Below are 13,841 nucleotides of genomic sequence, written 5' to 3' on the forward strand. Positions count from 1 at the left end.
GTAACCATAATCGAAAAAAATGACATTTGGGTCTTTAATACTGAGCGCAAATTTTATATGATTGTCTATAGGGTTCACGGTTTTCTCATATCCTTTCAAATGATACTGTAGTGGGTGGATTTTTTGGATGAGGGCTGTGAGCTCTTTTTCTGTCCTTAAATTGTAAATTCAAAGGCACAAAAAATCCTGTTAATAGTTTACCATTTGTAAACTATCAACAGGAAAAAGTATAGAGCCCTTTTTCTTGGTCATAAAAACACAATCCTTCCTATTATGGAATTATACTAAATCGTGTCCATGATTTCATACTACCTTCAACTAAACGCATTTCGATGAATAAAAATGGTCTGATCTCAGTAAAGTACTGAGATCAGACCATTAATTAAAACTAAATATAATTTTTCTAACTTAGTTGTTGCACTTAAACTACTGCATACTCATTTTTCAGTCTTACTTAATCTGCCTCGATGATAAATTTTCTTTTGGATTAAGTATTGATCCTGATCTTGAGTAATAAATAACGGAGAACTTTCTTCTATGACATTGCTAAACTCCAAACCATACCATGAAATAGGTGAGGCCGTAATTTTCTGCAAATAGATGCGCCCGCCAATCAATCTTCTATCTGACGAGCTTAACTTATCATTGACAATTAAATCTGCTGGTTGTTCCTTTATAATAACAAACTTAAAGTCGCCGACTTTCCGTTGTCGCTCTGTTGAATACGTGGGTATTTGTGGTTCTAAAATACCTTGTTCCACTAGATGATTTACAACTTGATGTAAATAGACACTAACGGATTGAGATTTCCTAAACCCTAAGTAAAATTGAACGTTAACAACATTATGCGTCTCAAGTAAATCAACTGTATAATTACTTTCATAAGGTGCATTGGTTTCATTGACTGTAACAAACCAATAAACTTTAGCTCTTTTAGGTTGTCTGTCGAGAATAGAATACATGGTACTACGCTTAATTTGGTAATCACCCTTAATTTTAGTCATATACACTAAGTTAGTCGTGAACAAAGGTACTGTATTGTCTGCGCTTAATTTAGAGAGTTGATCACGATAGTCAAGAAGTGAAACATACTCGCTTTCTTTCTCATAATGGTCTCTTCGTTTATTTCCAAAGTACCAAAGCCACATAATATAAAGAATGCCCAACATGATTGTTAACGTAACATAACCGCCATGAATAAACTTAACCAAACTTGAAATTAGAAAGATTAACTCAATAAAACCAAAAAACAAGGCAATTATAAGTGCTGTTCCCTTAGCCAGGTGTTTCTTTAAGAATTCATGCAAAAGCACAGTAGTCATAAGCATGGTAATAGTGATCGCTAAACCATACGCGGCCTCCATTTTTTGTGAACTACCAAAGAACCAGACTACACTAATTGTTATTATACATAGCATCCAGTTAACAGTTGCAATATAAATTTGATTTTTTATATTACTTGGATGTCTAATAACCATTCTAGGTAAAAATTTTAAGCCAATTGCTTCATCGACTAAAGTGTAAGAACCCGTAATCAACGCTTGAGAGGCAATAATTGCAGCGAGTGTGGCTAGCAAAATGCCAACTAGGCGCCAAGTTCCGGGGAGCATTTCATAAAAGGGATTTAAGTTCGATAAGTTCCTGTAAGCAGTATCACCTGCATGTCTAATTATCCAAGCACCCTGACCTAAGTAATTTAAAAATAGGGTACTATATACTAGTGGCCATGTTACATAAATATTCTGCTTGCCAACGTGACCCATATCGGAATATAAAGCCTCTGCTCCTGTGGTTGCCAAAAAGATACTTCCAAGTATAAAGATTCCCACTTTGTTAACTGGACTGAATAGTACCCTAATTGCATAATAAGGAGAAATAGCCTTCAATATCATTGGATAATTGATTAGATTAACGATTCCAAAGACAGCCAAAAAGCCAAACCATAAAATCATCACTGGTCCAAAGGATTTCCCAATCACACCTGTTCCAAAACGTTGAATCATAAATAATACGAGTAGAACAACTGTTGTGATAATCAAGACGTTATGTTGAGAATTACTAAACACCACAGGGCCAAGGTGTTGTTTTTTTAATCCCTCAATGGCTGAAGTCACAGTTACTGCAGGAGTTAATGTTCCATCGGCCAAAATGGCCGCCCCACCAATCAAGGCTGGCCAAATTAACCATTTTGAATTTTTTCGAACCAATGCATATAAAGCAAAAATTCCGCCCTCACGCTTATTATCGGCTTGCATTGCAATGACAACATACTTCAACGTTGTAATGATCATTAATGTCCAAAAAATCAACGAGATCGATCCAATCACGTAATTGGGAGAAATATTTCCCATTTTACCGGCGTCACCAATCAATGCATTCATAACATACAATGGTGAAGTGCCAATATCACCGTACACAATTCCTAAAGTAACAAGTGCCCCCGCAAAAGAAACACGTTCTAGTTGCTTATTCATATTTGCTTGCCCCCAACGCTAATTATTGAAATATAGCACTGCAAAATAGTAAGCCTAAACACGAAGAAAAGCAACTATGCCAGCAGTGGCTTAGTTACTTTTTATCTAATAAAAGATCGTCCGCAACCGGCCAAAGTAAAGTGCTCCATAATTGTTAGACAAGAAATCTAACAGTTATGGAGCACTTTAGTCAGGGTGTCATTCTTGTATGACATCTCGTCGATGGTTTAATAAACACGGAATCAGATTCCAAGAAAAAAACTTTAGTAAACACCCTCCAAAACTATAAGTAAAGAAAATAGGGTCCCTATTTTCTTTTAATACCGTATTTCACACGGTATCGAATAAAGGTCGTCCGTTTAATACCTGTATTTCGGGACACATCAATGTCACTCATGCCAGCTCGATAAAGCTTAAAAGCATGTTGCAAACGGGGATCATCTTTGGCATATTGGGGTTTGCGCCCATGATATTTACCCTGCTGCTTAGCTAAGGCAATCCCTTGTTGCTGGCGCTCAATGATTCGCTTACGTTCACTTTCGGCCTGATACTTATAGAGTTCAATAATCAAGTTGGTCATCAGTTGACGTAAATTTGGGTCAGCAATCCCTGTCATGGACGGCAAATTTAACACATCTAGGGTGGCACCCTTATTTTGAATGGAGTTCATGATCTTAGTCAAATCATGGTTGTTTCTGCCTAAGCGATCTAATTCAGTGACCATTACAATATCACCCTCACGAATATAGGCCAGCATTTTTTGCAGTTCTGGCCGATTAGTGTTAGCCCCACTTAATTTATCCGTAAATAATTTATCAACGTCTTTTAAAGCCGCTAACTGTCGATCTAAATGTTGCTCCTTGGAACTCACACGCGCATAACCGATTTTAGCCATTTCCAATTCTCCTTTTGGACAGTTCTAATGAACATTTGTAATTCCTAGTATAGCACAGAATCAAAAACGGCCACTAGGGTATACCCTAGTGGCAAGATGCAGTTTACAGAGAATGGTCTGAAAAACAGTTAGACCAGTAAAACCCCTGAGTTTGGATTTACTCCAACTCAGGGGTTTGCTTTACTTATTAATCTAATAAATCTTTTCGTTTGGTGCTCAATCACTACTTATTTGATGCACACCAGGTAACTGGGTCAAGGTAAAATTAATTTTTCAGTTGGCAAATTACAAGTTTAATCCGAACAAGCCCGGAATCTTTCAATGGCAGTCTGTTGATGATGTATTTTTAATGGTCGTTGATTAATTAGTTCAAGTGCTGCTAGGATCTCATCAGTCGTTACTTGGCTAAAATTGGTCTTTTTCGGGAAGAACCAGCGTAACCGTCTATTAAAATATTCATTGGAACCTCGCTCCCATGGTGAATATGGATGGCAAAAATAAACTTTGATCTGATAATCCTGTTCTAAGGCCTGATAATTGGCAAACTCTTTACCATGATCAACAGTAATGGATTTTACTTGGGGACCGAAGGCCCCCATAAACTTGCCAAAGGCGGTGTTTAGAGCCTTAGCCGTTCTATTAGGGGCTTTGATGGCCCATAGAAGTCGGGTCTTACGTTCTACGAATGTAACCAGACATGATCGTGGCTCACTTCGACTAGAAAGCACCGTATCTACTTCCCAATGACCAAAAGCTAACCGTTGATTAACAGTTGTTGGCCGTTGTTCGATGGAAGTCCCACTTGTAAATTTCCCACGATTTTCGCTCACTCGGTGCTGGCGGACATTCCGATTGGGTAGATCAGTCAATTTGAAGGGGAGCCAGCCACGATTAAGCCAATTATAAATTGACGCAGTGCTCAAGTTATAAGCGGCCGCAATGGTTTCTGGTGACCAGGTTAATCGTAAGTGATTGGTAATTAAAGTCGCTAATGCTGCCGTCAGCATCGAACGACGACCGCAATTCCGCCTTTTGCGATCTGCATCTTGCTGAGCTAATTCTGGATCATAAGGTTTAACCCGGTCCAACTCATAGCTAATCGTAGCTTTGGCGACGCCTAAGGCGTCAGCCATTACTTGGTAAGATTTATTTCCCTCATTGACCAGTTGTGCTAGTGCGCCACGTTGAAAACGTGATAAAGTAGATGTACCCAAAGTAATCACTCCCTATATTGGTTGGAATTAGCTACTACCATTGTAAGTGATTGCTTTGGGCTTTTTAATTTCTGTTCGGATTAATTATAGAATTTGCCTTTTTCAAACAGCTAGACGATACTATAGCTCTTCATCAGCGTAAGCTTGAAAAACTCCAGGAACTCAAAAAAGGGTATCTACAAAAGATGTTTTGCTGATTCTTAATTTGATCAAATTTAGGATCCCATGAAACTCCATGATCTATTTTTATTGTGCTTGGTCAATACTTAATTCACCTGTATAATAGATTACGCAGGAAGGTTTAAGGGCGGTGGCTGTCTTTTCCCTTGTGAGGTGAGGCCCATGGGAACATGGAATAATCTTCAGGAAGGTTTCACAGTCAATGAGCGTCTTCCAGGCACTCTCGTTGATGTTGCTGTTTGGCACGTTTTTAATCGCGCTACTCAGCTATATCGACAAGCACCACAAATAAAAAAGCCGCCCTGCGTAACTTTGGTAGGTTACAGGGTAGCTTAATGCTGTCTTATTAACTTCGCCACCGCCTTTGAAGCGGCTTGCGTAGGAAGTCTTGTTAGCGCAAGGCTTCCTTTTCTGTCTACATTATAGCATGACTATGAAAAATTGGGTAGCAAGGCATTTTCGGCATATTATTTATCTTTGTATTTTTCAAAATAGGTTCAACTAATTCTGTTTCAGCGTTTTTCGTACTTCACCGTATTTGTATATAGTTTTCCAATATGTTTATGTCTGCCAACGGACCCACTTAATCTGATACCTACCATTATGATAAACCAATTTACCTATTAACTTAGTCTTGGTGCTTTTTTTCTAAGGTTGCTAATAATGCATCAATCCGTTGTTTAACTTGGGGTCGTTGGGTTGTATCAGTTAACAGTACTAACGTATCACCTTCATGAATCAAGGTGTCACCATGTGGAATCACTTCTTGTTCGCCACGCCGGATTCCAATGAGCAGTGCTTCTTTAGGCCATGGCATGTCTCGGACCATTTTGCCGTTTAAGGGACTGCCAAAGAAAACCGGTATTTCCAAATGATCAGGTCGATGAAGTTGCTGAACAGTTTTAGGCATTGTCATCTGCTTAAGCAATGCTTCATAGATTGGTGCACCGCCTAATAAATCAACAACAAGGTAAGCAGTTAACGATATGACTGCTAATGGCATTAAATGTGTTAAATTGCCAACCATTTCTGTTACCAGCAAGATAGCTGTGAAGGGAGCTTTTCCGATTCCAGCAAAGTAACCGGCCATGGAAAAAATGATTAGGTTCATGATATAGACATGCGATAATAATCCTAATTGATTCATTAAGACGCCATAAACCGCACCAATCACAGCACCTAAAGAAAGAATCGGCAAGAAAATACCGCCAGGTAATCCGGAACCATATGAAATCATTGAAAAGACGAATCGTATAATAAAAATTGCAATTAGTACAAACAAAGGTGGAACATGCTGGCCAAATCCCAAAATTAAGCCATTACCACCACCGAGTAAATTTGGCGAAAAGTAACCAACTAAAATTACCAGCAGAAATGGTACGATACCTTGTATTGGGCGTGGCAAATGTGTCAATTGATGATACCACCTAGGCATAACTAACAAGACCCGTTGATATAAGTAACCAAATAATCCCAAAACAATGCCGAGTAAAATTAAGTGCCAATAATTTGATACTGGTAAACTACGCGAATAACTTAAATGTAACACGGGAACAAGTCCGAAAACATTCAGCGAAATAAAATTTGAACCAATTGCTCCGGCTAATGCTGTTAACCAAACCAGCGGTGAAAAATTATGGTAAATCTCTTCTAAGACAAATAGAGTTCCAGCAATGGGGGCATTAAACGCTGCTGCTAATCCAGCAGCGGCGCCTGATGCAATTAGTAGTCGGCGATCAGTTCCTGATAACTTAAACTCAGAAGCGAAACCTTGACCAACTGACGCACTTAATTGAATCGCTGGTCCTTCTCGTCCGAGAAATAATCCAGGTCCCAATGCCAGAATACCACCGATAAATTTTCGCCAAAGAATTGACCACCAGTGCATTTCCAATTCACCAGCCAATTGACCTTCAACTTGCGGAATTCCAGAACCAGCGATATAAGGTTCTCTCTTGAGAAGTCGAGCCACAATTAACGCTAAACCAAGGTTGATGCCTATCAACAATGCCCATTCCCACCAAACAAACGGCGCGATTCGTAAGTATCTATATACCAATCGACTATAGTGCAGCCCTATCTCAATACAATAGCGAAATAAGCTAACAACGGTGCCACTCATTAAACCCACAAGCAGGCCGAGTAAAACAAATCGCAAACGAGTAACGTCAAATTTTTCTTTTACAAGCTGTATCAAATAACTAATCCTCCATTATAACCAATATTATATAATTTAGTACTTAATTAAACTAGGCAATATCTCGATGAAATCTAGTAGTTATTTTTCACAGAGAAGGGGTGTCATACCGCTAAAATGTTTTAGTAGTTTATATGACGAGCCGCATGTTTGAGTAGTAATGGTGCTAATAACGTTGTTAGGATAATGGCAGTGATAATTGCCGAATAGTAATCATCACTGATTAGTTTGGATTGGTAGCCTATTTGAGCGATAATCAAGGCCATTTCCCCACGCGAGACCATCCCTGCACCAACGAGGTAAGCTTCATTCGAACTGAATCCGGCCCATTTAGCCCCACTCCCCGCTCCTAATAGTTTCGTCAGTGTTGCCACAATTGTCAATACGATAATTAATAACAAATCGTGTTCTATGCCAGCTAGTGACATACTTAAACCAATTGAAACGAAGAATACAGGAATGAAAATCGCATAACCGATTGGTTCGATACTTTGATCAACTTCATGAGCTACATGAGTTTGTGCAATCGCAATTCCTGCAAAAAAGGCCCCAATTACTGCACTCAGTCCAATCAGATTTGCAATATATGCCATACCAAAACACAAAATCATCGCCATTATAGTAGGTCCCACTGGATTCAATAATTTGGTGCCTAGTCTAGCGAGGAGAGGGGCGATAAAACGCATCACGAAATAAATTGCGGCAAAGTAAATTAGCTGCTCTAAAAAAGTCAGAGCTAGCGGTATCTGGGTATCCGTACCAGCCTTTGTACCTATTAAGCTTACCATAATGCTAAGTAAAACGACAGCTAGCACATCGTCAACCACCGCGGCACCGAGGACTGTTGAACCGCTCTTACTATCAAGTAAATTTAGTTCTTTCATGACAGCAACTGAAATTGAAACCGACGTTGCGGCAAAAATAACGCTCAAAAACAAGCTTTCAAATTGTGTCAAGCCAAAAACAATACCAACTGGATAGATCAGTACCATCGGAATCAAAACTCCTAACAACGCGACAATTATGCTAGGACGCAAATATTTTTTAAGCAATGTAAGATCACTCTCAAGTCCGGCGATAAACATTAAGATGATAACCCCAATCTCTGAAAAAATATGGATGAAATCATTGGCGTGAACCCAATTCAACAACGCAGGGCCAAGAATAATTCCAACAAATAATTGACCGATCACTGCTGGGATACCAACCCTAGAGGCTAGATGGCCAAATAGACTAGTTGTAATCAAGATGATCACCAAGGTACCTAAAAATTCCAAACAAAAACCTCCTCATACAAAAAACGTAAACCCAGATACCTCTTACACACCCCTGAAAGAGAACACCTTGAGCTTACGTCAACTGATTTATTTATTCATGTTTTAATAATACTCCTTATATGCTAGCAAACTAATCAAAAATATTCAAGTAACGATAAGTTGTCACATTTAGTTACTTATTCGAAACACAGACACCGCCAACTTTAAAAGTGATTTCTGAATTTTCTTTATCTATTTTAAATATCTGGATCGTTTTCTCCAGCTATAAATCATGCTGGATACATAACCGAGCTAAAAAGACACCGTAGGTATATTATCAGGTCCAAGGAATCCAAACTAGCAGCGACCAAAACATCATTGATTTCTTGTTTGAGGCTAGTGTAATTCTTCTTTTCTATGATGAACCTTAGAAGCTGATCTTTTGTCTAGTATAACCTATTCCGAACGAATTAAAATCGAAACCTTTTGTGAACTAGGGCTGTCCAATATCCAAATGGGCGTTCGGCTGAACCGATCACCGTCAACAATTTCTTATGAATTATCTCGATGTCAACCTTATCAGGCTGAATTAGCACAAGCGGATGCCGAATACCAGCGGTCACGATGTGGCCGAAAGACTAAATTGAATGACAAATTAAGGCAAATAATTCTCAACCATTTACGTCTAAGCTGGTCACCAGGAATGATTGCTCACGAATTTAAACTAGCGACTAAATCAATTTATAATTGGTTAAATCAAGGGAAAATTGAGTTTTCTTTAAATGATTTGCCTGAACATGGCGTGCGCCAACGGCGTAACCTTGACCAACGTTCTAAATATAATCAATCATTAGGACGGTCAATTGAACAGCGACCCATCGTGGTTAATCGACGTAATCGCATCGGTGATTTTGAATTAGATACAATTGTTGGCCCCCGTGGGCATAGTAAGGCAGTTTTATTAACCTTAATCGATCGCAAATCACGGTTCCTTTGGGCCTACCGATTAAAAAACCGGACAGCAGTAACTGTTAATGAAGCCCTAAATAAGTTTCTAGCAACTTTTAATGGCCCGGTGCATAGTTTTACGGTGGACCGTGGCACTGAGTTTAGTGGGCTAGTATCACTTGAAGCACAATACGGTATTAAGACCTATTACTGCCATGCTTATACGCCAGCTGAGCGCGGCAGTAATGAACGATTTAATCGGAACTCACGCTATTTTTATCCTAAGGGGACTTATTTTGAGCACATTAGTGCTCAAGGCTTGAAAACCACCTTACTCGAAATTAATCAGAGACCACTTAAAATACTCGACTGGCAAACACCGTATCAGGTTATGCTGACAAATTTGTCCAAAAATTCGGATTAAATTTGCAATCTACCATAAGATAAAAAATTTAGATAAAAAAGAACAAGGTGAGAAACCAAAATTAGTTTCTCACCTTGTTCTTTGAGCACTCAGATTCCTGTACCAAACCATCCTATAACCAACGATAGTAACAATAAAGAGTAAGATTGTAAATGGTACTTAAATAAGGCTTTGTGATCTTGTTCGTTTGGTAGTAGGAAAGCTTGTTTTTCAATAGGCTGCTCATGCCAAATAGGTTGTTGTTTCCAAAAATGATATAGCTGTTGGGGAAGTGCTATCGTGGGTGGAATAGCAATCATAAAGCCAATGATTGCTGGTCGGATTTGGATGATACTATTTCCGAAAGCAACTATGTACCAGAGCCACATGAGCGAACCATAAAAGCAACCTCTAACAACTGTAAACTCTAGCCAGAAGAGTAGTTCGTTTTTTAGGGAACTTCTACGATACGTTTGAAGGACTTTTTTCTTGATCTGTTTCATCTTTTGACGGGAATCGCTTTTTTTTAGAAAGAGGCCCCAAAAATATAACTCGTCTGATCTTGTATAGTCCATAATTTTTTTTCGAATCTTACCAAGAAATATGAGTAAAACAAACTCAACTAATAAGATCAATAATGGTAACATCAATTTTGGGCCTCCTTAAAAAGGTACACTTATCCAGTCGCTGGTAGTTACTTATCGTGAATGTTAGAGTTATACTATTGCTGATTTTAACCACCGAAATTTTAATAGTTAATTCAGTGGGCGCCAACGTGGTATTTATTAATTTGGGCCACAATAGCCGACTACATCTATAAATGACATGGTATCATACTATTTATAGATGTAGGTTGCTAATGAATCTTTTAATCGATGGTTATGTTGGTTTTTCTCAAACAGTCCAACTTTAACCATGTAACAATTAATGAGATCATAGCAGCACTTGAACCTATTAATCAACGGCCATTGAAAACTATCGGACTTATTCGGATTAATTTTACAATCTGCCTATTGAAAAAAAAATATTCAAAAAATTATTCATTCTTTCCAACCTTCACTTTACTTAGTGAATTATCAGGTGTTTTACTGTAAACTATTAATTTCTCCATTAAATCAATGTATAATGTGTAGCTATTTGTTATTTTCTTTAATTTTTTCATGTAAAAACTTATGACGATCAGAAATTAGGCTAAGAAACTTTGCGAGGTCATCATCGGTAGGTAGTTGCTTAATAAAGTTACGTGCTACTGACCGCTTGTTAATATATTGTTTTTATCGTCCTATTTTTTATTGGCCCGTATTTGAGATTCAGTTAATTTAGACATGATATTTTCTCATTACTTATTTAAGTTAGATACATATTATATGTACGAAGGCATTTCATTTACACAAGATTCTTGACGCTACCTCGTACTCATACGGATCAGCAAACATCGCTAACGTCGTTTTTAAAACTAAGTCATAGACTTGATGCTGTATTTTAGGTAAGGTAGCTAATTGATCTTTAGTCGGGACGACTTTAGTCATGATAATGGCGTAGTGTTCTTCAACCTTTTTTCCATTAACATAGCGCTTATTTGGGGTGGTATTGGTTAAAGCGACTGGCTTAGAGACTAAACCCAGATACTTCGTCAGATTAGCCACTAAATAATCAAATTCTTCATCAGTGATGTAAGCACAATCGGTGCGGGGATAACTAAGGTACTTGGCTTCGTATAAACTCTGAATGGCCGCTAAGGTTTGACTGGCGCTGGCGTGATAACGTTTATTCATGGCACTTTGCAGACTGGATAGCGAGAATAGTTGGGGACTAGCACGTTTTTTAGCCTGGTTTTGAACGCCCTTGATTAAACCAGCCTGTGAGCCTTTCTGAACGTGTTTAGCTTGCATGAATGTCGTTAGCCCTGCTTTGTCTTTAAATCGCTGATAGGGGGCTAATTTCGCGACGAATTTTTGCTGATTAGCTACAATTTCCGCATTTAGTTCAAAATAGGGTTCCGGCTTAAAGTTTTTGATTGCCTGGTCTCTTTGATAGACCATACACAAGGCTGGCAGCTATGGGTAACTAATCGAGCACGCTCTACGTACCAAATTTTTATCAATATAAAATACATTATGGGCTACCATTCATACCAATTAACCAGTCGCTAATTTTGTGATTACAAGTGCATGCCCCCATCTTCATGCCGGTTTCGAGTTTGGTGTTGCCGTTGCTTTTTCGTCATTTCCCACTCAGTCTCCTTTAAACCTTGCGCCTGTTTTTGCCGTTCGTAATCTTCATCACGGGCATATAAGGCGGTCATGATTGCGTTACTAAAGGCCGTCTTTAAGTAGTAGCTTGGACTAACTGGCTTGTAATTTAGCGGTTGATAATGTCCAATATTTACTTTTCTATACTGGTCGTCCTTGGCTTGTTGCCCTTTTAACTGCTTTTGGATTTTCTCAATCTGACTGTTCTTAATCATTGGATCGACTTTGCATTCACCCAAAAAGAGTTGTTTAGTGCCATCATGCTTTAAAACCCGTTGTAAGTGATGATTTTCTAACTGATCTAAGCTAAGTTGTCCCGATAAATAAGCTAGTCCTTGTTGATGTTCTTGGGGACTGAACACCTGTGGTGGATTTGCTTGCCACTGTTCAATTGTTTCAGCCTGACATGGCTTTAAAACAGGATCATAGTACATCACGGCTGTATAGGCTTGTTCCTGTTTAATCATTGGTAATTCATTAAAATTGCCGTTAGGAAAGGCTCTTCTTAAAACTTCCTGGTATTGGGTTTGAATAACTTGCTTAACAGCCATGATTGTTCGCAAATCTTTGACTGCGCGAGTAATCTTTTGCTGCTCGGTTGGTGAATACTTTTCTAGTAGACCTTGATCAACGTGTTCTAGACTTTCTAAGCTATCATCATGAATCATCAGCGTATATTTAAGCTCGATTTTGACTTCCTTTTCTTGTTGCATTAATAACTTCCAGCCAACGTATGGCCGTTTGGTAAAGGTCAATAATTGTCGGATCAATAAATCATCACGAATATTCATTAAACGTTCGTTTAATTCACTGCCTTTGAAAATCGTTTGTTCACTATTAGTTTCTTTAATCAATTCCTGTCGTTCAGCCGCGGTTGTCTGTTCAAAATCAAGCTCTGGATAAAGTTTTTTAGTCGTGCGATCAACTACTTTATTTAAGAGCTCATCTGCTTTTTTTAGTGAACTTTCTTGTTGGTTAATTGTCAATAATTGCTTAGTGACATCTTCACCAACAGCGTGCTTAATTAAGGTACTGTTTTTCCAATTAAATAGCATGCGCCGCTTATCATCTAAACTTTCCAAACTAATATAAGTTTTCAGTTCGTGGCTTAACTCTTTGACCACTTTTTTCTCGTTAAACGAGAAGTGTTTACTTAGGCTATCCAAGTGGCCTTGATTAACTACTTTCTCCTGCATATTTTTATAGCCAGCTTGGGACTTACGATAGTTCTTAACTTGTTGATTAAATGCCTTTCTTTCATGCCGTTTGCTATTGATTCCCTCGTGTTGCATTGGTGTGTCAGCTATTCCCTGTTCCACAAATGATTTTTCACTGATCCGATCAGGAATGCTTTTTTGCTCTAAAGCCTGATTGACACTTGCCGCCCAATTGTGCCGCCATTCAGTTATTTTTTCTTTTTTATCCCAATCAACCAACCAAATTTTTCGGTTTCTCACATTCCCTGCAGGGGTCTTAGTTTTATTACCATGACTATCTAAAATGTATTTGGGTTTTGTTTTCTGTCCCCAAGTACCATCGGGGTTAAATGGGCGATTGGTTAACATCACGTGTGCGTGTGGATTATCTGGGTGATCACGATGAATCGCTACATCGGCTACCATGCCTTGATCAACAAAGTTTTCTTGCACGTATTTAGTTAATAATGTTTTTTGTTCATCTTCACTTAACTCAATTGGTAAAGCCACGTTAAACTCTTTTGCATACCGTGAGTTTGATTTACGATCTTTCTTTTCAACTTCATTCCATAATTGTTCTCGATTACTGGCCCATGCTGGTGCATTTTTTGGCGTCAAAATAAAGCTTTCTGGCATAACCGAGCGGGCATAAAAATAGTGGCGACCTTCCTTATCATCAAATAGCTTTTCACCACTTCGATAAGCGGCACTGGCAATCGCACTTCGTCCTTTACCAGCACTAATATTACTAAAACTCATGTGAAAAATTGCCATGTCGGTCACCACCTTTCTTTGGGTTTATGGGTTTGACTTTGTTGTCGCCATC

The 13,841-nt window shown here is 38.6% G+C and carries 9 protein-coding genes and 3 pseudogenes; 4 read left to right on the forward strand and 8 right to left on the reverse strand.

Features of this window, described 5'->3' with window-relative positions; genetic code table 11:
• Nucleotides 1-437 precede the first annotated feature (437 nt).
• From EKM98_RS09905 to EKM98_RS09915, 3 genes are all read right to left on the reverse strand, one after another.
• Nucleotides 438-2,474, reverse strand: coding sequence for a KUP/HAK/KT family potassium transporter (locus EKM98_RS09905; RefSeq protein WP_125982389.1), 2,037 nt, complete (start codon nucleotides 2,472-2,474; stop codon nucleotides 438-440).
• A 307-nt stretch (nucleotides 2,475-2,781) separates the two neighbouring features.
• Complete coding sequence (locus tag EKM98_RS09910) at nucleotides 2,782-3,369, reverse strand: recombinase family protein (protein ID WP_003596518.1); 588 nt, start codon at nucleotides 3,367-3,369, stop codon at nucleotides 2,782-2,784.
• 293 nt (nucleotides 3,370-3,662) lie between these two features.
• The gene (locus EKM98_RS09915; protein WP_056986401.1) at nucleotides 3,663-4,583 is read right to left on the reverse strand and encodes an IS30-like element ISLsa1 family transposase; all 921 of its coding nucleotides are present in this window, start codon (nucleotides 4,581-4,583) and stop codon (nucleotides 3,663-3,665) included.
• Nucleotides 4,584-4,678: 95 nt separating this feature from the next.
• Here EKM98_RS09915 and EKM98_RS12270 point away from each other — a divergent pair.
• A pseudogene (locus tag EKM98_RS12270) lies at nucleotides 4,679-4,780 on the forward strand (restriction endonuclease subunit S); the annotation flags it as partial.
• Between the two features lie 212 nt (nucleotides 4,781-4,992).
• Complete coding sequence (locus EKM98_RS12275; protein WP_222843308.1) at nucleotides 4,993-5,055, forward strand: putative holin-like toxin; 63 nt, start codon at nucleotides 4,993-4,995, stop codon at nucleotides 5,053-5,055.
• A gap of 336 nt (nucleotides 5,056-5,391) precedes the next feature.
• On the opposite strand, the gene EKM98_RS09930 is transcribed toward EKM98_RS12275, so the two are convergent.
• Nucleotides 5,392-6,960 carry a ClC family H(+)/Cl(-) exchange transporter gene (locus tag EKM98_RS09930; RefSeq protein ID WP_087509189.1) on the reverse strand — a complete coding sequence of 523 codons (1,569 nt, stop codon included), beginning with the start codon at nucleotides 6,958-6,960 and terminating at the stop codon, nucleotides 5,392-5,394.
• Nucleotides 6,961-7,082: 122 nt separating this feature from the next.
• On the reverse strand, nucleotides 7,083-8,237 hold the full coding sequence (locus EKM98_RS09935; RefSeq protein WP_057706645.1) for a cation:proton antiporter: 1,155 nt from the start codon (nucleotides 8,235-8,237) through the stop codon (nucleotides 7,083-7,085).
• A gap of 421 nt (nucleotides 8,238-8,658) precedes the next feature.
• Here EKM98_RS09935 and EKM98_RS09940 point away from each other — a divergent pair, with 421 nt between their 5' ends.
• Nucleotides 8,659-9,588, forward strand: a complete 930-nt coding sequence (locus tag EKM98_RS09940) for an IS30 family transposase (RefSeq protein ID WP_125982391.1) — start codon at nucleotides 8,659-8,661, stop codon at nucleotides 9,586-9,588.
• 89 nt (nucleotides 9,589-9,677) lie between these two features.
• Here EKM98_RS09940 and EKM98_RS09945 read toward each other — a convergent pair whose 3' ends face one another.
• A complete protein-coding gene (locus tag EKM98_RS09945; RefSeq protein WP_087509194.1) occupies nucleotides 9,678-10,214 on the reverse strand; it encodes a hypothetical protein in 537 nt (178 codons plus the stop codon).
• Nucleotides 10,215-10,422: 208 nt separating this feature from the next.
• On the opposite strand from EKM98_RS09945, the pseudogene EKM98_RS12190 reads away from it, so the two are divergent.
• Nucleotides 10,423-10,541 (forward strand): annotated as a pseudogene (locus tag EKM98_RS12190) (IS30 family transposase); the annotation flags it as partial.
• Nucleotides 10,542-10,976: 435 nt separating this feature from the next.
• On the opposite strand, the pseudogene EKM98_RS09955 reads toward EKM98_RS12190, so the two are convergent.
• Together EKM98_RS09955 and mobQ are read right to left on the reverse strand one after the other, a co-directional pair.
• A pseudogene (locus EKM98_RS09955) lies at nucleotides 10,977-11,609 on the reverse strand (DNA topoisomerase); the annotation flags it as partial.
• A gap of 119 nt (nucleotides 11,610-11,728) precedes the next feature.
• Nucleotides 11,729-13,789 carry a MobQ family relaxase gene (gene mobQ, locus EKM98_RS09960; RefSeq protein ID WP_125982393.1) on the reverse strand — a complete coding sequence of 687 codons (2,061 nt, stop codon included), beginning with the start codon at nucleotides 13,787-13,789 and terminating at the stop codon, nucleotides 11,729-11,731.
• Between the last annotated feature and the right edge of the window lie 52 nt (nucleotides 13,790-13,841).

The sequence above is a fragment of the Loigolactobacillus iwatensis genome, assembly GCF_003950295.1.
GTDB classification, from domain to species: domain Bacteria; phylum Bacillota; class Bacilli; order Lactobacillales; family Lactobacillaceae; genus Loigolactobacillus; species Loigolactobacillus iwatensis.